Below are 19672 nucleotides of genomic sequence, written 5' to 3'. Positions count from 1 at the left end.
CGCCCGGTCAGCCGGGAACGGCCGACCGGGCGGGAGCGGGGGAGGAGGTGACGGCGGCCTCCAGCAGGGCGGGCTCCGGCACGGGCCGGGGCCGCGCGTCGGGATGCGGTTCGGTGTGCGGCACGGGCTCGGCGCCGGACGGACCGACGTCGGCCAGGGCCGGGGTCGGCTCGGGTTCCCGGCGGCCGTCGTGGACCTCGTCCGCGGTGGGCAGGGTGAACCAGACGACCTTGCCCGCCTCGCCGTCCGGACGCGCCCCCCAGCTCTCGCTGAGGGCGTCGATCATCGCCAGGCCGCGACCGCAGGTGGCCAGCGAGTCCGCCAGGCGATCGGCGTCGCCCAGCACCGGAAGACGGGGGTCGTGGTCGTGCACCGACACGGTGAGCCGGTCGAGCAGCAGCTCGAGCCGCACGGTGCACGTCTTGTCCACCCCGGCGTGCCGGTGGACGTTGGTCAGCAGTTCGGTCACACCGAGCGAGGCCCGCTCGATGAGGGAGTCCAGATGCCAGTAGCGCAATTGTGCCGAGACGATTCTGCGGACCTGACCGATCCGCGACGGCAGGGCTTGGAGCTCCACCGCGCAGTGCCTGCTCGGGTGACTGATCACGGCTGCAACTCCCCGACGTAGAGGTCCGGAAGAAGGCGACCACCGGCTTTCGGCGTAGTCGCCGGTAAACCCAGAGTGACGTGAGAACAGCGTGACCCAGCGCCCGTACCGCCGCAACTCGCGGCATCCGCCGGAGCTCTCGGGCACCCCGGCGGCGGGCGATCAGGCCTGTTCAGCGAGGTCCGGCGGCCGTACGCACCGCCCGGGCGAAGCGCGCTGCCGGCGACTCCCCGGCCTCCGGCCGCCGCCCGCCTCGCCTCCGGAGCGGCCCGTGACCGGCGTCCTCGTCACAGAACGTCAGGACGTAACGGGCACCCCCCAGCTCCGCCAGGACCCGGTCGGCACGGCCCAGCCGCATCCGCAGCACACGCGCCTTCCTCGCGGGCGCGGCTCCGACGACGCGCCCGCCGCTGTTGAGCAGCTCCACCAGACCGCCCCGCACCCGCACCTCGCCGGCCCGGGTCAGCGACCGCAGGCCCCGCTCGATGCGCACTCCCGTCGCGGTGAACTCGTCCTGGCCGCCCGGTGGTTTCCGGTCGTCGGGCCCGGCCGGGAGGAACTCCTCCGTGGCGGTGAACTCCGGCTCCGGCATGCTGACGCCCCACCCTTCACGCTTCACGCTTGTCCGCTGCACCCGGTCGCACCCCCTACGAGAAGTCTGACGGGACGCGCGGCCGGACGAAAGGGCGTCCGGAGGCCCGCGGGTCGGCGCGCGCGGCACGTCGGCCCGGTTCGTCGCGGCCGTCGTGCGCCCCCTGTCACCGGCGCGCTCCCAAGGCAGTGCTTGAGGTCTCCAAAGATGCGTTTATGCAGGTGAGAAGGGTGTGGAAGGTGTCTATGATCGGGGCTCCCGGCTCTGCCGGGCCGTCTGAGGAGCCCGCCATGCCCAGCCCCGTTCCCCCTTCCGGCGCCGACGCCACGCTGGACGTCGACCGCAGTGACGTCACCTACCGTGCCTGGCTGAAGGAGGCGGTCCGCCGGGTCCAGGCGGACGCCAACCGGTCCGCCGACACGCACCTGCTGCGCTTCCCGCTGCCCGAGCAGTGGAACATCGACCTCTACCTCAAGGACGAGTCCACCCACCCCACCGGCAGCCTCAAGCACCGGCTGGCCCGTTCGCTCTTCCTCTACGGACTGTGCAACGGGTGGATCCGGCCCGGGCGCCCCGTGATCGAGGCGTCCAGCGGTTCCACCGCCGTCTCGGAGGCCTACTTCGCCAAGCTCATCGGCGTCCCGTTCATCGCGGTGATGCCGCGTACCACCAGCGCGGAGAAGTGCCGCCTCATCGAGTTCCACGGCGGCCGATGTCACTTCGTCGACGACCCGCGCCGCATGTACGAGGAGGCGGGGCGCCTCGCAGCGGAGACGGGGGGCCACTACATGGACCAGTTCACCTACGCCGAGCGCGCCACCGACTGGCGGGGCAACAACAACATCGCCGAGTCGATCTTCCGTCAGCTCCGGATGGAACGCTTCCCGGTGCCCGCCTGGATCGTCGCCACCGCCGGCACCGGTGGCACCTCGGCGACCCTGGCCCGCTACGTCCACTACATGCAGTACGACACCCGGATCTGCGTCGCCGACCCGGAGAACTCCGTGTTCTTCGACGGATGGACCACCGGAGAGCCCGAGCCGGTCTGCGAGGGCGGCTCCCGGATCGAGGGCATCGGCCGGCCGCGGATGGAGCCCAGTTTCGTGCCCGGCGCGGTGGACCGCATGATGAAGGTGCCCGACGCGGCGAGCGTGGCCGCCGTGCGCGCGCTGGAGCGGGTCATCGGCCGCAAGGCGGGCGGCTCCACGGGCACGGGGCTGTGGAGCGCGTTGAAGATCGTCGCCGAGATGGTGGCCGCGGGCCGCTCGGGCAGCGTGGTGACCCTGCTGTGCGACCCGGGCGACCGCTACCTCGACAAGTACTACTCCGACGAATGGTTGGAGGGGCAGGGGCTGGAGATCGGCCCCTACGCGGCGGTCCTGGACCGGGTGCTGGCCACGGGCGTCTGGCCGGACTGATCCCGGGCGGCGGGCCCCGGCGCTCCCGCGTGCACCGGGACACGGCGACCGGTCGACCGGCCCGGAGCGCGCGGCGGCCGCGTGCCCGCGGAGGCCGGGTGCGTGCGGCGGTCCGGTGCGCGAGGCGGTCAGGTGCGTGTGGCGGCCGGGGTCAGCCCGCGCGGGGCGGGCGGTAGGACTCCGGCAGTTCGCCGTCCACGCCGCCCTCGCCGTCCAGGCCGCCCTCGCCGGCCACCACCAGCCGCAACGGCAGCTCGGCCAGCTCGGCGCGGGTGACCGAAGGCAGCCCGGCGTCCGTCACCAGCACGTCCACCTCGGACAGCGAGGCGAACGAACTCAGCCCCACCGTGCCCCACTTGGTGTGGTCCGCGACGACCACCACGCGCCGCGCGGAGGTCACCAGCCGCCGGTTCGTCTCCGCCTCCGCGAGGTTCGGCGTGGACAGCCCGGCCTCCACCGAGATGCCGTGCACGCCCAGGAACAGCACGTCGAAATGGAGCGACGCTATCGCCCGGTCGGCGACCGGGCCGACCAGCGAGTCGGAGGGCGTGCGCATCCCGCCGGTGAGGACCACCGTCGGCCCGCCGTTCTCCGTCCCGTCGGGGGAGCGGCGTGCCGCGTGCAGCACGTCGGCCACCCGCACCGAGTTGGTCACCACCGTCAGGTCCGGGACCCCGGCCAGCATCCGGGCCAGCGTGTACGTGGTGGTGCCCCCGGAGAGCGCCACCGCCGAACCGGGCGTCACCAGGGCGGCCGCCGCGCGGGCGATCTGCTCCTTCGCGGCGGGCTCCCGGCCCGTCTTCTCCTCGAACCGGGGCTCGTGCACGGTCGGCTCGGTGCCCTCCACCGGAACCGCGCCGCCGTGCACCTTCTCCAGTGCCCCCAGGCGGGCCAGGGCGTCCAGGTCGCGGCGGACCGTCATGTCGGACACGCCGAGCCGCTGGGTCAGCTCGTTCACCCGCACCCCGCCGCGGCGGCGGACCTCGTCCAGGATCAGCGCCCGCCGTTGCTCCGCGAGGAGGTTCTGCCGCTCCGCCACCTGTTCCCCTCGTCCTTTCCACTCCCGCGGTCGCACCCGCGCCCCCGGACCGCGTCGCCTGACGCTGTGACCAGGCGATTTCCGCTCCGGCGCCGGGCCGGACGGTATTCCATCCTCGCACGACACGCCGACATGCGGTCAGGTGACCGAAGCGCCGGCCCGGGCGCGCTCGTCACCCGATCGAGGGGAGATTCGGTGAGGAAGGGTTGAGGGGGTCCGGGAACGGAGATCCCACGGGCGGAACATCGCATCACATGTTCGAATGAGGCGCGGTCCGGGAGGGCGCGCCGGACGACGCGGAGAACCGCAGGACACGGGGGGAGTGGAGCAGTGCTGTCCGAGCCCGGCACGCCGGAGGCGCCGACGCCGGAGGGGAAGACCTCCCCGCCCGGTGGCGCGACGCTGGAACTGCTCGTCCACGGAGTGGGCGGCACCACCCCCGAGGAGATGCTCGACGACCCGCGCACGGTCCGTGTCACCGGCGACGGCACCGCCGCCATGTTCCGGCGCGCCGACGACGTGGACGCCGAGCGCGCCGCGGCCCGGGGCGCCCCGCCGGCGGCCGGCCGGCCGGCCGGCGGGCCAGGAGTCGGGGAGCCCGTCGCCCCCGTCCAGGAGGCCTACGTCTGGTGCAATCTGACCTCCGGGAACGGCAGCCGCGCCCTGTGGCTCCTGCTGCTGCCCTTCATGGTCGTCAACCTGGCCCATTGGATGCGCCCCGCCGCCCGCGGACACGAACGCGCGGTCCGCCTCCACGGCACGCTGGTCCGCCTCGCCGGGCTCAGCCTGACCGTGCTGCTGGTCGCGGCCGCCTGCGAGGTGGCCCTCGACCTCGCCGCCTGGCAGTGCGCCGGCACCCCCGCCTGCGCCGCCGCCCACTCCTGGCTGGAGTTCCTCACCGACGGCTGGTGGAGCGCCCCCGGCCGTCGCCTCGCACTGGCCGCCACGGTGCCCGCCGCCCTGACCGTGCTGCTCTGGTACCTCTCGCACCGCACCTGGACCGCCTACGAGTCCCAGCAGCCGCTGGCCGGGGCCGAGCACGAGGAGAGCGCGGGGGACGCCGCGCCGCTGGGCCGACCCGGCTTCTGGTACGGGCGCCGCCTGGTCGCCCGGCTACGCGCCGCCCACACCGCCGCGGCCCTGCTCACCGTCGCCGCCGCCCTGACCGCCGCCGCGGCCCGCCACGACCGGGCGCCGGGCGGCCCCGCGCTCCTCGACCTGCTCGGCCGGGCCCTGGAGACCGCCCTGGCGGTGGCCGCGCTGTCCGTGGTGTGGGTGGTGTGCCGCCGCGGCCGCAGCGAGCGCCGCGTGGACCACACCCTGGACGCCCGCCTGCAGCGGGTCCTCCCGCTCGGCGCCGCCGGCCTGCTGGCCCTCGCCCTGGTGTACGCCTGCTGGTCACGCCCGGGCTGGCGGTCGGCCGGGCCCCTGCCCGGGGACGCCGTCTTCGGCGCCCTCTGCCTCGCCCAGGGCCTGCTGGTGGTCGCGCTGGCCGCCGTCGCCCGCACCCTGCACCGGTCCCGGCCCGACACCCGCGCCGCCCTGCGCGGCCTCGCGGGACCCGCGGTCGCCCTGCTGGCCTGCGCGCTCGGCGGAGTGATGTCCGGCGGCGTCGCCCAGCGCGTCGCCGACTGGCTCGACGGCCGCAGCGGCACGCTCACCGGCCCGCCGGTGGTGCTGACCTGGCAGGCCTCCACCCTCCCCGTGCTCCTGGCGGTCCTGCTGATCCTGCTCGCCGTCCTCGCCCACCGGGCCTGGCGGTCCGTGCGGGGCGAGATCCCCGCCGTGCTGGACGACCACCCCGGCGAGCCGCACGACCCGGTCCGGGTGCGCGGCGTCGCCCGCATCCGCGCGTTCGCCGCGCTCACCGACCGGGCGCCGCTGCTCGTCGGCGTCGTCGCCGCCGTCACCTTCCTGCTCGGCGCGGGGGCGGTGGCCGGCGCGCTCGGCACCGGCCACGCCCCCGCCGACGCCGCCCAGGGCACGCCCGCGGCCGTCGAGGCCACCGCCGAGGTCGCGCAGGCCATCGGCTCCTGGCTGATCGGGCTGGGCTTCATACTCTTCGTCACCTTCGGCCGCCGCGCCTACCGGGACCCCTCCGCCCGCCGCACCATCGGCATCCTCTGGGACGTCGGCACGTTCTGGCCGCGCGCCGCCCACCCCTTCGCACCGCCCTGCTACGCCGAGCGGGCCGTGCCCGACCTCACCTGGCGGATGGCGACCTGGACCGCCTCCACCGGAGGACGGCTGGTGCTCTCCGGGCACTCCCAGGGCAGCGTCCTGGCCGCCGCGGCAGCCTGGCAGCTCCCCGCGCCGGTGCGCGCCCGGGTTGCGCTGCTCACCTACGGCTCACCCCTGGAACGCCTCTACGGACGCTGGTTCCCCGCCCACTTCGGCCCCGAGGCGCTGCGCCGCCTGCACCAGGAGGTCGACTGCTGGCGCAACCTCCACCGCCGCACCGACCCGATCGGCGGGCCCGTCCTGGTGGCGGGCGACGCCGACTCCGGGGCCGACGCCGACGCCGGGGCCGACGCGGGTTCGTGGGCCGACGCCGACTCCCCCTCCGGGGCCGATACGGCCTCCTCCTCCGGGGCGGACGGCGGCCCGCGGCCCTGCGCGCCCGTCGACCGGGAGCCCCTCAAGGACCCGCTGTCCCTGGGCCGCACCACCGAACACCCGCTGCCCGCGCCCGTCCTCGGTCACGGCGACTACCAGGCCGACCCGGTGTTCGCCGAGGAACGCGCGGCGCTCCTGGCACGCCTGGCGACCGGCCTGCCCGCCCCCCGCAGCGGGGGAGACGGGCGGGACGCCGCTCAGTCCAGCGCGGGGAGGTCCTCCGGGTAGAGCAGGGTGAGCGCCTCCGTGCTCGCGTCGGGCAGCTGTGCCACCCGCCCCGCGTGCCGTTCCACCATCGCCTCGAAGGTCTGGCGCGCGGTGCGGCCGTTGCCGAACGCGGGCCCCTTGGGGATCTCCGCGAAGTACTTCAGCACCGCCTCCGCGGTGCCGTCCGCCAGCCGGTACTCGTGCTCCTCGGCCTGCTGCTCCACGATCCGCAGCAACTCGTCGGGGCCGTAGTCGCCGAACCTGATGGTCCGCGAGAAGCGCGAGGCGACACCGGGGTTGACGGTAAGGAAGCGTTCCATCTCCTCCGTGTAGCCGGCCACGATCACCACCACCGCGTCCCGGTGGTCCTCCATCAGCTTCACCAGCGTGTCGATGGCCTCCCGGCCGAAGTCCCGGCCCGAGTCCTCCGGCGAGAGCGCGTACGCCTCGTCGATGAACAGCACGCCGCCGCGCGCCCGTTCGAACGCCTCCTGGGTGCGGATCGCGGTGGAGCCGATGTGCTCGCCGACCAGGTCCACCCGGGAAACCTCGACGAGGTGACCCTTCTCCAGCACGCCGAGGGAGGCGAGGATCTCCCCGTAGAGCCGGGCCACGGTGGTCTTGCCGGTGCCGGGGGAGCCGGTGAAGACGAGATGGCGCCGGACCGACGCCGCCTTCAGCCCCGCCTCCTGCCGGCGACGCCCCACCTCGATCATGTCGGTGAGCGCCCGCACCTCCCGCTTGACGCTCTCCAGCCCGACCAGCGCGTCGAGCGCCCCGAGGACCTCGCGCGCCTCGCGGACCTGTCCGGGTGCCTCCGTGACGGCCGCCACCGTCCCGGCGCGCGGGGCGGGCACGGCGCCCAGCAGCCCTCCGGAGCTCACCTGGGCCGGGGCGGTCAGCACCGCGCCGTCCCCGGAAGGGGAGCCGTTGGCGAACGAGGCGCCGGCGCCCGCGCTCTCGTCGCCGGTGCAGTCCTCCACCTCGGGCCCGCCCGCGCTGCCCGGGGTGGCGTCGGCGAACTCGTACCCGCCCCGCGCGCACCGCTCGGTGCGGCACTTGCGCAGCGTGGTGCGGCAGCCGTCGAGGACGTGGAAGCCGTAGCCGCCGCTGCCGGTCACCTTGCAGCCGACGAAGGTGCCCCGGCCGCCCGCCGAGACGTAGAAGCCGGCCTCGGCCGGCCCGTCGACCGTGCACCGCTCCACCGTCGGGTCCGCGCCCTTGGTGACGATCACGCCCGTCTGGGTGCCGTCGAGTGTGCAGTTGGCCAGGGTGCCGCCACTGCCGTGGTCGCGGAACCAGGCGCCGGTGGCCGCGTCCCGGATGCGGCAGTCGTCCAGCTGGGCCGTCGCTCCGTCGCTCACCGACACGGCCGTGTTGCGGACCTGGGTCAGGTCGCTGTCCACCACGTCGGCCCGCGAGCCGCGGTCCAGCACGAACAGCGCGTCCGGCACGTCGTGCACCCGGCAGGAGTCCAGCACCGCGGTCGCGCCGTCGCTCACCCAGACCGCCGGGTAGTCGCCGGTCGAGTCGAAGATCTCGCACTGGTGGGCGTCCACCCGCGTCCCCGGGTCCCAGACCGACAGGCCGTTGCGCCCGAACCGCCGCACCGTGGTGCGGGTCAGCGTCAGCACCGAACGGGACCGCAGGTCCACCGCGTTCTCCGGGACGTCGTGGATCCGGCAGTCCGCCAGGGTGAGCACCGCGTCGGTGTCCATCGTGACGCCGTCCCCCGCGGTGCGGTGCACGTCGCAGTCGGTGAGCTGGCCGGTGGCCCGCCCGGTGATCTGCACCCCGCTGCCGCGCACCTCGTAGATCTCGCAGCCCACCGCCTCCACGAAGGAGTTCTCCCCGGCGGCGCTCAGCCCCGGACCGGAGGCGTGGTGCACCCGGCAGCGCTCCAGCCGGGGACGGGCCCCGCCGTGCACCGCCACTCCCGCCTGACCGGCCGCCGTCACCTCGCACTCCTCGAAGACCCCGCCCGCGGCATCGGTGACGACGATGCCGACGCCCGCCGGGTTGTCGACCGAACAGCGGCGCACCGTGGGACGCGCCGACCCCCGCACCTCGATACCGGCCGCGGACCGCGTCATCACCCGGATGTCGGTGATCTCCGGGCTGCCCTCCTCCACCAGCAGCGCCGGCGCCGACGAGTCCTGCCCCTCCAGGTGCAGGCCCTGCACCACGGCGGAGCCGCGCACCGTCAGCGGCACGCCGTCCGCGGGTGCGATGCGCACGGCCCCCGGCTGCCCCTCGGGCCCCCGCAGTGTCACCGCCCGCTCGACGAGGAGGTTCTCCCGGTAGGTGCCGGGGGAGACGGTGAGCACGTCCCCGTCGCCGGCGGCCTCCAGGGCCGAGGCGAGGGAGGAGTACTCACCCGTGCGGCGCCGCCACCGCGACGTGCCGGTGTGCGTCACCTGGACCGTGCCCTGTGCCATGGTGCTTTTCTGTCCCCACCTCGTCGTACACGGGATGTAGCGGATTGGGCCGAACGTGTCCGGACGTGTCGGCCCGACCACCGTAGCGCGCGCCTGGACGGTGGGTTGCCCGGTGAACGATCGTGATCAGCTTCCGGTACCGGCCCGTCCCCAGTCGGGGCCGGCCCGTTCCCAGGCGCGGTCGAGGAGTTCGTGACGGAGCCGGGTGAGCCGACGGAGCGTCAGACGGCGGGCGGACTCGGCGACGGCGACGGTCAGGAGGGCCGCGCCGACACCGGCCAGGCCGGCGTGGAAGGTGACCTCGCCGGCGTCGAGGGGGCGGGCGACCGGGATGCCGCGGCGGTCGGTCCAGACGGCGAAGCGCCGGCCGGGAGCCGGGTCGCGCAGGGTCGTCCAGGTGTGGGCGCGCCGTGCGGTGCCGTCGGGCGCGGTCCAGGAGGCGAGGACCCGTCGCCGTCCCTCCTGCTCGCCGGGGCGCACGGAGTCGGCGGCGGCCGGGGCGACGACCGCCGTGGCGTCCAGGACGGTGGCCGCCACCCGGTGCCGTGCCGCGAGCTGCTGACGGGCCGTCCGGCCGAGCGAGTCGTGCGCCGCGGATCCGACGAACAGGCCGACGAGCGGCGCGCCCACCACCATCAGCAGCAGGGCGGCCAGGGCGGCCCACGCCTCCACCAGGTCGGTCGTGCGCCGCAGCGGATTGTGCCGCCAGCGCCAGATTCCACGGATCGCCCCCACGACGCTCCCCCCTCTCCTCTCCGTGATAGCCCTCCCGGCGGCCCTTCACGCGCCGAACGCCGGGAAAGAGAGCGACCTCACCCTTTCGCGGCATCCCGGACACGGACGGCCGGCGTCACCGCAGGACGGTGACCCGGTCCCCGACGCGGACGGTGCCGGTGGTCAGCGGCACCAGGTACTGCCCGAAGACCAGCCGCCCGCCGAGGCGGCGGTGACGGCCCAGCGTGAGCAGCGGTTCGCGGCCGCGCCGGGCGGACTCCTGGTCAGTCGTGGTCACCACGCAGCGTCCGCAGGGCTTGGCGACGCGGAAGAGGACGTCACCCACCGTCAGGCGGTTCCAGCCGTCCTCCGCCCACGCCTCGGAGCCGTCCACCACCAGGCTGGGGCGGAAGCGGTCCATGGGGAGCGGGCCCTCCTCCGGGTGGTCGCCCTCGGCGATCAACGCGTTGAGGGCGTCGAGGGAGGCCAGCGACGTCAGCAGCAGCGGATATCCGTCCGCGAAGGAGACGGTCTCACCGGGCAGGGCGTACGCGGGGTCGACCGGACGGCGGACCGCCGGGTCGTCCATGTGGACCAGGCGCACCGGAGTACCCAGGAAGGCGCTGCACCAGGCGTGCGCCGCCCCGTCGGCGAACACGCCGCGGACCCGGTCGCCGAAGATGTCGACCTCCGCCGCGCCGGACGACCCCGCGTCGGGCACCCGGACGGTGACCGGGTCCGCGCCGGGTGCGGACAGACGGACGCCGCCGGGCCGTAGCTCGGCGGCGGCCAGTGCCAGGCGGGGCTCCTGGCGCTGCGTGACGACCTTTCCCCTGCCGTCGATCAGTACCCAGCGCCGGTCTCCGGCCGGTCCCCAGGGCTCGACCAGGACCTCCGGGAGCGCCTGTCCCCGGAAGGCCTTGACCGGATGCACGTGGATCGAATGGATGTCCGCTGTCCCCATGCGGTCATCGTGCCACCGGACCCGGACCGATCCGGCCGGACCCCGGTCAGTAACCGCCGCGGTACTCCTGCTGCTGGCCGTACTGCTGCTGGTAGGAGGCCGGAGCCTGCTGACCGTAGGGCGCGTTGTACGGGGCCTGCTGACCGTACGGAGCCTGCTGGGCCGGCGCGGGACGCGGGGCGGCGGGTCGCATCGCCTCGTACCCGGTGCCGGGCTGCGGCGCGGGACGGGGCGGCTGCTGGTGCGGCGCCGGGTAGCCGCGCGAGCCGGAGGCCTGCTGCGGGATGTACGGCGCCGGCACGGGCGAGGGCCCCGGCGGCAGCGCGGCCGCGGGCAGGGCGGGCTGCGCCTGCTGCGGGTAGCCGTAGCCGGGAGCCGGGGGCTGCGGGGCCGGCGGCTGGTACGAGGGGCTCGACGGCAGCGCGGGGAGCGCCGGCAGGTGGCCGCCCCCGTGGTCGTAGGAGGGACGCGCGTCGTAGGACGGCGTGTCGTACATCGGCGGGACGCGGATCGGGGCGATCTGAGGCGTACCCCGCTCGGCGACCAGGGAGTCGTAGATCGGGGTGTCCGGGAACGCGGACGACGAATAGCCGCCGCCGTAAGCGGAGCGGGGGGAGGTCATACCCATAAGTTAAGCCCACGATGTGGTCGTTGGGGAGACGGATAAGAAGGTTGTTTTTGCGTGTCGGCGGTGATGTTGGATACCCAATCCGAGCCAATTTGGCAAAAAGACGCCTCGTGTCCACCAGGGATCGTGTATGGGACCGGTTTCCGTTAGGTTACCGGAGGTTCGTGCGATCGTCCGAGGAACCTTCCGGGGTCCTCCGAAGAGCCGTCAGACCCTCGTTCGGCCGCGTCCGTCCGGCCGCCCGGAACGTGCTGCGAACGGGCGGGGGCGCCGCCACGGCCGGCAGCGCCGGGCTGTGCCGCAACTGGGCGTGGGCGCTGCGCGTCACCATCCCCACGGGTCCCGCGGGGATGGGTAAGGGCGCACGCCGACCACGCCGTCGGCGAGGCCCCGCCGAGGCCCAGTCAGATCCGCGCGCCGGGCGACCGCCGCTTCACGGCACGCGCCGGCGCGACGTCGTCGACGACCGGGAGAGGACCGTCAGCGGCAGTCCCGCGGCCGCACCGCCGGGTCCCGCCGCTCGGGAAGCCGCACGCCGGTGCGCCGGAAGCGGCCGTGCCCGAGCAGCGGCCAGAGCCGGACGGGGAGGGACAGCGCGGAGATCCACTCCACGACGCTCGTCGCCGCAGTGCGCATCACGGAACGGGCCGTCGCGCGTTCATCGTCTATGGTGACTGAGTGAAGATCGCGCTCATGGACTCCGGAATCGGGCTGCTGGCGGCGGCCGCCGCGGTACGCCGGCTCAGGCCCGACGCCGATCTGGTCCTCTCCTCCGACCCCGGCAGCATGCCCTGGGGCCCCCGCACCCCCGAGGACGTCACCGGCCTGGCGCTGGCGGTCGCCCGCGCCGCCGCCGCCCACCGCCCGGACGCCCTGATCGTCGCCTGCAACACGGCCTCGGTCCACGCGCTGCCCACGCTCCGCGCCCACCTCGAGCCCGGCCTGCCGGTCGTCGGCACGGTGCCGGCGATCAAGCCCGCGGCGGCGGACGGCGGCCCGGTGGCCATCTGGGCCACCCCCGCCACCACCGGCAGCCCCTACCAGCGCGGGCTGATCTCGCAGTTCGCCCAGGGCGTCGACGTCACAGAGGTGCCCTGCCCCGGCCTCGCCGACGCCGTCGAGCACGCCGACGAGGCCGCCGTGGACGCCGCGGTCGCGGCCGCCGCCGCGCTCACCCCGGCCGACGTGCACACCGTGGTCCTGGGCTGCACCCACTACGAACTGGTCGAGGAGCGGATCGGAGCCGCCCTCGAGCGCGCCGTCGGCCGCCGCCCCCGGCTGCGCGGCTCGGCCGGAGCGGTCGCCGCCCAGGCGCTGCGACGCCTCGGTGACGCGACCGGCCCCCAGGCGTCCGCCGGCGGGGCCACGCTCACCGTGCTGCACGGCGGCGCCGAGTCCGACCTCACCCAGGCCGCCCTCTCCTACACCGAGGGCCGCGGCCTCCGCGAGGTCAGCGCCGCCCGCTGACGCGGCAGGTCGCGCTGGCCAGGGGCCCGGGGCCGCACGCGGGCGAGGGGCCCTGGGCCGCACGGGGGAGAGCAAGGTCACCCGGTGGGAGGCGGCTGCGCTCCGGGTCGCTCCCGGTACCGTCGACAGCGTCCCCCACCGGCCTGCGCGACCCCCGCCGCCGAGGGGAGGCCACAGCCCGGTCCCGTCGACCCTCTCCAGGCCCCTGACATGCGCCGTAGACTCCACCAGTGACCGTGACCGCACCCACCACCGACGCCACGGGCGACCGGCCGCCCACCGGATCCGACGCGCCCCGCGGCAGGACCGCCGCCCGGCTGCGCCGCTTCCTGCCGGCAGTGACCGCCGCCCTCTCCGGCCTGCTGCTCTACGCCAGCTTCCCGCCCCGCACCCTGTGGTGGCTGGCGCTGCCCGCCTTCGCCCTGCTCGGCCTGACGTTGCGCGGGCGCCGGTGGAAGCCCGCCCTCGGTCTCGGCTACCTCTTCGGACTCGGCTTCCTGTTGCCGCTGCTGGTGTGGACGGGCATCGAGGTCGGCCCCGGTCCCTGGCTCGCGCTGGTCGTCGTGGAGGCCGTGTTCCTGGGCCTCACCGCGGTCGGCATCGCCGCCGTCTCCCGGCTGCCCGCCTGGCCGCTGTGGGCCGCCGCCGTCTGGACGGCGGGCGAGGCGGCCCGCGCCCGTTTCCCGTTCGGCGGCTTCCCCTGGGGCAAGATCGCTTTCGGTCAGGCCGACGGCCTCTTCCTCCCGCTCGCCGCGCTCGGCGGCACACCGCTGCTCGGCTTCGCGGTGGTGCTGAGCGGCTTCGGGCTCTGCGAGGTCGTACGGCAGGCCCGCGCCGCCCGGCGGACCGGTGCCGTGCGCCGCGGCGCCGCGACCGCCGCGCTGCTCGCGCTGCTGGCCCCGCCGGCCGCCGCGCTCGTCGCGCGGGCCGCCGTCGACGCGGGCGCCGAGGACGGCACGGCCACCGTCGCCGTGATCCAGGGCAACGTGCCCCGGCTGGGCCTGGACTTCAACGCCCAGCGGCGCGCCGTGCTCGACTACCACGTCCGGGAGACCGAGCGGCTGGCCGAGCGCATCGAGGCCGGACGGGCCGAGCGGCCCGACCTGGTCCTCTGGCCGGAGAACTCCTCCGACATCGACCCCTTCGCCAACGCCGACGCCGCCGAGGTGATCGACCGGGCCGCCAAGGCCGTGGGCGCGCCCATCGCCGTCGGCGGCGTCGTCGAGCGGGACGGCAAGGTCTACAACGAGCAGATCCTCTGGGACCCCGAGAAGGGCCCGGTCGACACCTACGACAAGCGCCGGACCCAGCCGTTCGGCGAGTACCTGCCGCTGCGCCCGCTGATCGGCGCCGTCAACGAGACCTGGACCGGCATGGTCCGCCGCGACTTCAGCCGCGGCACCGAGCCAGGCGTGTTCCGGATGAACGGCACCGGCGTCGGACTGGTCACCTGCTACGAGGCCGCCTTCGACTGGGCGGTGCGCGACACCGTGGAGGCCGGCGCGCAGATGCTCTCCGTGCCCAGCAACAACGCCACCTTCGGGCGCAGCGAGATGACCTACCAGCAGCTCGCCATGTCGCGGGTGCGTGCCGTCGAGCACGGCCGGACCGTGACCGTCCCGGTGACCAGCGGGGTCAGCGCCGTCATCCTGCCCGACGGGAAGGTGACCGGACGCACCGGCATGTTCGTGCCCGGCACGCTGGTCCGGGAGGTGCCGCTGCGCTCCTCGACCACCCTGGCGACGGCGCTCGGCACCCTGCCCGAGTGGCTGCTGGTCGCGCTCGCCGCCGCGGGCGGGGGCTGGGCGGTCGCCCGGACCGTCCGGACGAGGCGGTCGGGCGCGGACCGATAGGGTCCGACCATGGCAACCCCGGACTTCATCCGCACGCTCCGCGCCAGCGCCGGGCAGCAGCTCCTGTGGCTGCCCGGCGTCACCGCGATCGTCCTCGACGACCAGGACCGCGTCCTGCTCAACCGGCGCGCCGACACCCGCGGCTGGGCGGTGATCGGCGGCATCCCCGAGCCGGGGGAGCAGCCCGCCGCCTGCGCGGTGCGCGAGGTCTTCGAGGAGACGGCCGTGACCTGCGTGCCGGAGCGGGTGCTGAGCGTCCAGGCGCTCCGCCCGGTGACCTACGAGAACGGTGACGTCTGCCAGTACATGGACATCACCTTCCGCTGCCGCGCGGTGGGCGGCGAGGCCCGGGTCAACGACGACGAGTCCCTGGACGTGGCGTGGTTCCCGGTGGACGACCTGCCCGAGCTCGACGCGTTCGGGCTGACGCGGATCAAGCAGGCCCTGTCGGATGCCCCCACATGGTTCGACCCTATGAGCTGACCCCGAAGTATGGGTCCTGACCACATGGGGCGGGGTCGGGCCGCTGCCTAGGGTCGGACCATGACCGAGCAGCCCAGCACCTCCGGGGGCCTCGACACCCCCCTCGACCCGTCCCCGCTCGACCTCGCGGGACGCACCGCCCTGGTCACCGGCGCCGCCGGCGGCATCGGGCGCGCCTGCACCCTCAGGCTGGCCGCCGCCGGCGCCACGGTGCGGGCGGTCGACCGCGACGAAGGCGGCCTGGCCGAGCTGACCGGACAGGCGGCCGGACTCAAGGGGACGGTGGAGCCCCTGGTCCTCGACCTCACCGACCTGGACGCCGCCGAGCGGGCCGCCGCGGGCGTCGACGTCCTGGTCAACAACGCCGGGCTCCAGTTGGTGCGGCCGGTCCACGAGTTCCCGCCGGACGTCTTCCACACCGTGCTCACGGTGATGCTGGAGGCGCCGTTCCGGCTGATCCGCGGCGCGCTGCCGCACATGTACGAGCAGGGCTGGGGACGCATCGTCAACGTGTCCTCCGTCCACGGGCTGCGCGCCTCCGCCTTCAAGTCGGCCTACGTGTCCGCGAAGCACGGGCTGGAAGGGCTCTCCAAGACCGTGGCGCTCGAAGGCGCCCCCCATGGAGTCACCTCGAACTGTGTGAACCCCGGCTATGTGCGCACGCCACTGGTGGAGAAGCAGATCGCCGACCAGGCGGCCGTGCACGGCATCCCCGAGGAACGGGTGGTCTCCGAGATCCTGCTGCGCGACACCGCCGTCAAGCGGCTGATCGAACCGGCCGAGGTGGCCGAGGCGGTGGTCTTCCTCTGCGGCCCGGCCGCCGCCACCGTCACCGGGTCGTCGTACGTCATGGACGGCGGCTGGACCGCGCACTGACCGTCCGGCGCGGGGCGCCGGCCGCCCGCCGTCCCGCGCCCCGAGCGGCCGTCGTCCACAGGGCTGTCCCAGGGCCCCGGCCATGGTGAATCCTGTGCCCATGTCCCACGAGCACCAGCAGGGCGTGCGCCTCCCGGCCGCCGGCCCCTCCACGGAACCGTCCGCTCCGCGCCCGGCGACCGCGCCCCCCGCCCCCGCGCCCGGCCCGGAGACGCCCTACCTGGAACTGCTGGCCCGCGGCGCCTCGGCCGACGCCTACGACCGCCCCGTGCTGGTCGCCCGCGCCGAAGGCCGCCCCGAGGCGGAGGTCGCCGCACTCGGCCGGGCCCGGGAGCTCGCCCTGCGCGTGCGCTCCGAACTCGAGGGCAGACGCCGCCGCGAGGAGGAGCTGTCCGCCCTCTTCGCCACCGCCCACGACCTCGCCGGGCCCCGCGACGTCGACGCCGTGCTGCGCGCCATCGTCCAGCGCGCCCGCTCCCTCCTCGGCACCGACGTCGCCTACCTCTCCCTCAACGACCCGGCACGCGGCGACACCTACATGCGGGTCACCGAGGGCTCCGTCGCCGCCCGCTTCCAGCAGCTGCGCCTCGGCATGGGCGAGGGCCTCGGCGGCCTGGTCGCCCAGACCGCGCGGCCCTACGTCACCCGCGACTACTTCAACGACGAGCGGTTCCTGCACACCGGGTCCATCGACGCCGGCGTCCGCGACGAGGGGCTGATCGCCATCCTCGGCGTGCCCCTCATGCTCGGCGACCACGTCATCGGCGTGCTCTTCGCCGCCGACCGCCGCGCCCGCGTCTTCGAACGCGCACAGATCGCCCTGCTCAGCAGCTTCGCCGCGCTCGCCGCGGCCGCCATCGACACCGCCAACCTGCTCACCGAGACCCGCTCCGCGCTCGCCGAGCTGGAACGCGCCAACGAGATCATCCAGGACCGCAGCGCCGTCATCGAGCGCGCCTCCGAGGTCCACGACCGCCTCGCCGAACTGGTCCTGCGCGGAGGTCAGGTGCACGACGTGGCCGCCGCCGTCTCCGAGGTGCTCGACGGCACGGTCGCCTACGCCGACATCACCGCCGTCCCCGCCGAGGCGCTGGAGGCGTCCCGCGCCGAGGGCCACGCCGTGCGGCACGGCGACGACTGGATCGCCGCCGTCACCGCGAGCGGCGAACTGCTCGGCGCGCTGGTGCTGCGCGGCCACCCCGTGCTCGACCCGGTCGACCAGCGCACGCTGGAGCGCGCCGCCATGGTCACCTCGCTCCTGCTGCTCGCCCGCCGCTCCGCCGCCGAGGCCGAGCAGCGGGTCCGCGGCGAACTCCTCGACGACCTCCTCGACGCCCGCGACCACGACCCCCGGCTGCTGCGGATGCGCGCCGCCCGCCTGCACGCCGACCTCGACGTCACCCACGTGGTGCTCGCCGCCCGCCTGGAGGCCACCGCCCCCGGCGGCGACGCCGAGGCGGAAGCCCGCCGCCGGCTGTGGTCCGCGGCCTCCCACCTCGCCTCCACCCGGCACGGCCTGGCCGCCGCCCGCGACGGCGGGACGGTGCTGCTGCTCCCCCTGCCGCCCGGTCGCAGCGCCACCGACCTGGCCCGCGACGCCGCCCGCCGGCTCAGCACCGCCGTCCACGACGCGGTCACCGTGGGGGCGTCCGCGCCGCAGGAGGTGCTGTCCGCCGGGCCCGACCAGGTCGCCGTCGCGTATCAGGAGGCCCGCCGCTGCCTGGACGCGCTGCGGCTCCTCGGGCGTGCCGGGGACGGCGCGGCGGCCGAGGACTTCGGCTTCGTCGGCCTGCTGCTGGCGGGGGACCGGGACATCACCGGCTTCGTCGACCGGACCATCGGAGAGGTCGTCTCCTACGACGAGCGCCGCGGCACGGACCTGGTGCGCACCCTCGACGCCTACTTCGCCTGCGGGATGAGCCCCGCCCGGACCAAGGACGAACTCCACGTCCACGTCAACACGGTCGCCCAGCGGCTGGAGCGGGTGGGCCGGCTGCTCGGCGAGGACTGGCAGCGTCCCGAGCGCGCCCTCGAGATCCAACTCGCCCTGCGCCTGCAGCGCCTGGCCTCACCCTCACGCGCCTGACCACCCGCCGCGCCGACACGGCACCCGCAGTGCCCCTCGGCTCCCGCACCGCCCCGCAGGGCCCGCCGCCCCACCCCGCACCCGAACGTCCGCAGGCCCCCGCACCGGGTGTGCGGGGGCCTGCGTCAGGCGGTACTGGATCAGACGGCCTGTTCGCTCCTGACCGGGGCGGCCTTGCCGGACGGCGTCGCGTCGGCCGTGCCCTCGATGTCGTTGAGGTCGCGGTGACGGGTCTCCTTGGCCACGCCCACCGCGATCAGCGTGATGACCGCGGCGGCGATCACGTACAGCGAGATCGGGGTGGAGGTGCCGTAGCTGTTCAGCAGCGCGGTCGCGATCAGCGGCGCCGGCGCGCCCGCCGCCACCGAGGCGAACTGCGCGCCGATGGAGGCGCCGGAGTACCGCATCCGGGTGGCGAACAGCTCCGTGAAGAACGCGGCCTGCGGGGCGTACATCGCGCCGTGCAGGATCAGGCCGACCGTCACCGCGGTCAGCAGGCCCAGGAAGGTGCCGGTGTCGATCAGCCAGAAGAACGGGAAGACCCACAGACCGATGCCGGCCGCGCCGAGCATGTACACCGGGCGGCGGCCCCAGCGGTCGGACAGCGCACCCCAGGCCGGTACCGCGCAGAAGTGGATCGCCGAACCGATCAGCACCGCGTTCAGCGCGGTCTGCTTCGAGACCTCCGCAGCAGTCGTGGCGTACACCAGGATGAAGGCGGTGATCACGTAGAAGCTGATGTTCTCCGCCATGCGGGCGCCCATGGCGACCAGGATGTCCCGCCAGTGGTTCTTGAAGACGGCCACCAGCGGCAGCTTCTCCGCGGCGCCGTCCGCCTTGCGGGCCTCGGCGGCCGCCATCGCCGCCTTGAAGACGGGCGACTCGTCCACGGCCAGACGGATCCACAGGCCGATGATCACCAGCACGCCGGAGAGCAGGAACGGAATGCGCCAGCCCCAGGCGACGAAGGCGCTCTCCGACATCGTCGCGGTGAGCAGGGCCAGCACACCGGTGGCGAGCAGCTGGCCGGCCGGGGCGCCGGTCTGCGGCCAGGAGGCCCAGAAACCACGGCGCTTGGGGTCACCGTGCTCGGAGACCAGCAGCACCGCACCACCCCACTCGCCGCCGAGCGCGAAGCCCTGCACCAGGCGCAGCACCGTCAGCAGGACCGGCGCCGCGGTGCCGATGGTGGCGTGGGTGGGCAGCAGGCCGATGGCGAAGGTCGCCCCGCCCATCATCAGGAGGCTGAGCACCAGCAGCTTCTTGCGGCCGAGGCGGTCGCCGAAGTGACCGAACACCAGGGCGCCCAGCGGACGGGCGAGGAAGCCGACGGCATAGGTGAGGAACGAGAGCAGCGTGCCGACCAGCGGGTCCTCGTCCGGGAAGAACAGGGTGTTGAAGACGAGCGCGGCGGCCGAACCGTAGAGGAAGAAGTCGTACCACTCGATGGTGGTGCCGATGAGGCTCGCGGCGACGATCTTCTTGAAACTGTTCGGCGTCGGGGGCGCGGCTGCCGATGAGGCCATGGTGACCACTTCCAGATGTGGGATGGGGACGTCTACGTGTCGGCACACCGTAGGAATCCGCAGGTCAACCGCACATGTGGCGGGGCAACATAGTTTCGGCCGCAGCAGTGCGTGTCTCCACCATGACGGTGCGATCGTTCCTCGCCAGAGCCCGTCCG

The 19672-nt window shown here is 74.8% G+C and carries 16 protein-coding genes; 7 read left to right on the top strand and 9 right to left on the bottom strand.

Going from position 1 to position 19672, the window contains the following annotated elements:
- Positions 1-7 precede the first annotated feature (7 nt).
- Together ACWD3O_RS22795 and ACWD3O_RS22790 are read right to left on the bottom strand one after the other, a co-directional pair.
- Positions 8-607, bottom strand: coding sequence for an ATP-binding protein (locus ACWD3O_RS22795; protein WP_451411671.1), 600 nt, complete (start codon positions 605-607; stop codon positions 8-10).
- A 172-nt stretch (positions 608-779) separates the two neighbouring features.
- Positions 780-1199 carry a hypothetical protein gene (locus ACWD3O_RS22790; RefSeq protein WP_451417151.1) on the bottom strand — a complete coding sequence of 140 codons (420 nt, stop codon included), beginning with the start codon at positions 1197-1199 and terminating at the stop codon, positions 780-782.
- A 290-nt stretch (positions 1200-1489) separates the two neighbouring features.
- Between ACWD3O_RS22790 and ACWD3O_RS22785 the strand changes: the two genes are divergently transcribed.
- Positions 1490-2617 carry a PLP-dependent cysteine synthase family protein gene (locus tag ACWD3O_RS22785; protein ID WP_451417150.1) on the top strand — a complete coding sequence of 376 codons (1128 nt, stop codon included), beginning with the start codon at positions 1490-1492 and terminating at the stop codon, positions 2615-2617.
- 151 nt (positions 2618-2768) lie between these two features.
- Here the strand turns inward: ACWD3O_RS22785 and ACWD3O_RS22780 are convergent, their stop codons facing one another.
- Positions 2769-3656 carry a DeoR/GlpR family DNA-binding transcription regulator gene (locus tag ACWD3O_RS22780; protein WP_451411674.1) on the bottom strand — a complete coding sequence of 296 codons (888 nt, stop codon included), beginning with the start codon at positions 3654-3656 and terminating at the stop codon, positions 2769-2771.
- A 333-nt stretch (positions 3657-3989) separates the two neighbouring features.
- Between ACWD3O_RS22780 and ACWD3O_RS22775 the strand changes: the two genes are divergently transcribed.
- Positions 3990-6500, top strand: coding sequence for a hypothetical protein (locus tag ACWD3O_RS22775; RefSeq protein ID WP_451417220.1), 2511 nt, complete (start codon positions 3990-3992; stop codon positions 6498-6500).
- Here the strand turns inward: ACWD3O_RS22775 and ACWD3O_RS22770 are convergent.
- From ACWD3O_RS22770 to ACWD3O_RS22750, 5 genes are all read right to left on the bottom strand, one after another.
- On the bottom strand, positions 6470-8917 hold the full coding sequence (locus ACWD3O_RS22770; RefSeq protein WP_451417149.1) for a right-handed parallel beta-helix repeat-containing protein: 2448 nt from the start codon (positions 8915-8917) through the stop codon (positions 6470-6472). The genes ACWD3O_RS22775 and ACWD3O_RS22770 overlap by 31 nt on opposite strands.
- A gap of 126 nt (positions 8918-9043) precedes the next feature.
- Positions 9044-9652, bottom strand: coding sequence for an Rv1733c family protein (locus tag ACWD3O_RS22765; protein WP_451417148.1), 609 nt, complete (start codon positions 9650-9652; stop codon positions 9044-9046).
- Positions 9653-9767: 115 nt separating this feature from the next.
- Positions 9768-10595, bottom strand: coding sequence for an MOSC domain-containing protein (locus ACWD3O_RS22760; protein ID WP_451417147.1), 828 nt, complete (start codon positions 10593-10595; stop codon positions 9768-9770).
- 46 nt (positions 10596-10641) lie between these two features.
- Positions 10642-11217, bottom strand: a complete 576-nt coding sequence (locus ACWD3O_RS22755; RefSeq protein WP_451417146.1) for a DUF6643 family protein — start codon at positions 11215-11217, stop codon at positions 10642-10644.
- Between the two features lie 486 nt (positions 11218-11703).
- Positions 11704-11859 carry a hypothetical protein gene (locus ACWD3O_RS22750; RefSeq protein ID WP_451411679.1) on the bottom strand — a complete coding sequence of 52 codons (156 nt, stop codon included), beginning with the start codon at positions 11857-11859 and terminating at the stop codon, positions 11704-11706.
- A gap of 42 nt (positions 11860-11901) precedes the next feature.
- Here ACWD3O_RS22750 and ACWD3O_RS22745 point away from each other — a divergent pair, with 42 nt between their 5' ends.
- From ACWD3O_RS22745 to ACWD3O_RS22725, 5 genes are all read left to right on the top strand, one after another.
- Positions 11902-12690, top strand: coding sequence for a glutamate racemase (locus tag ACWD3O_RS22745; RefSeq protein WP_451411680.1), 789 nt, complete (start codon positions 11902-11904; stop codon positions 12688-12690).
- Positions 12691-12920: 230 nt separating this feature from the next.
- A complete protein-coding gene (gene lnt / locus ACWD3O_RS22740; protein ID WP_451417145.1) occupies positions 12921-14543 on the top strand; it encodes an apolipoprotein N-acyltransferase in 1623 nt (540 codons plus the stop codon).
- Between the two features lie 9 nt (positions 14544-14552).
- Entirely contained in the window at positions 14553-15026 is a 474-nt protein-coding gene (locus ACWD3O_RS22735) for an NUDIX hydrolase (RefSeq protein ID WP_451411682.1), read from the top strand.
- 60 nt (positions 15027-15086) lie between these two features.
- Positions 15087-15902: a 3-hydroxybutyrate dehydrogenase gene (locus tag ACWD3O_RS22730; protein WP_451411683.1), complete on the top strand. Its 816-nt coding sequence runs from the start codon at positions 15087-15089 to the stop codon at positions 15900-15902.
- Positions 15903-16002: 100 nt separating this feature from the next.
- Positions 16003-17988: a helix-turn-helix domain-containing protein gene (locus tag ACWD3O_RS22725; protein WP_451417144.1), complete on the top strand. Its 1986-nt coding sequence runs from the start codon at positions 16003-16005 to the stop codon at positions 17986-17988.
- Positions 17989-18128: 140 nt separating this feature from the next.
- Here the strand turns inward: ACWD3O_RS22725 and ACWD3O_RS22720 are convergent, their stop codons facing one another.
- Complete coding sequence (locus ACWD3O_RS22720; RefSeq protein ID WP_451411685.1) at positions 18129-19514, bottom strand: MFS transporter; 1386 nt, start codon at positions 19512-19514, stop codon at positions 18129-18131.
- Positions 19515-19672 lie beyond the last annotated feature (158 nt).

The organism is Streptomyces sp. NPDC002640, from assembly GCF_053592575.1.
This window is presented reverse-complemented; position numbering and strand designations above follow the sequence as displayed.

Bases quoted from the DNA above. Each gene is read 5' to 3' on its own strand.
- ACWD3O_RS22755 (WP_451417146.1), bottom strand. From the start codon at position 11,217: ATGACCTCCCCCCGCTCCGCTTACGGCGGCGGCTATTCGTCGTCCGCG.
- ACWD3O_RS22750 (WP_451411679.1), bottom strand. From the start codon at position 11,859: ATGCGCACTGCGGCGACGAGCGTCGTGGAGTGGATCTCCGCGCTGTCC.
- ACWD3O_RS22790 (WP_451417151.1), bottom strand. From the start codon at position 1,199: ATGCCGGAGCCGGAGTTCACCGCCACGGAGGAGTTCCTCCCGGCCGGG.
- ACWD3O_RS22770 (WP_451417149.1), bottom strand. From the start codon at position 8,917: ATGGCACAGGGCACGGTCCAGGTGACGCACACCGGCACGTCGCGGTGG.
- ACWD3O_RS22760 (WP_451417147.1), bottom strand. From the start codon at position 10,595: ATGGGGACAGCGGACATCCATTCGATCCACGTGCATCCGGTCAAGGCC.
- ACWD3O_RS22725 (WP_451417144.1), top strand. From the start codon at position 16,003: ATGTCCCACGAGCACCAGCAGGGCGTGCGCCTCCCGGCCGCCGGCCCC.
- ACWD3O_RS22735 (WP_451411682.1), top strand. From the start codon at position 14,553: ATGGCAACCCCGGACTTCATCCGCACGCTCCGCGCCAGCGCCGGGCAG.
- ACWD3O_RS22720 (WP_451411685.1), bottom strand. From the start codon at position 19,514: ATGGCCTCATCGGCAGCCGCGCCCCCGACGCCGAACAGTTTCAAGAAG.
- ACWD3O_RS22730 (WP_451411683.1), top strand. From the start codon at position 15,087: ATGACCGAGCAGCCCAGCACCTCCGGGGGCCTCGACACCCCCCTCGAC.
- ACWD3O_RS22785 (WP_451417150.1), top strand. From the start codon at position 1,490: ATGCCCAGCCCCGTTCCCCCTTCCGGCGCCGACGCCACGCTGGACGTC.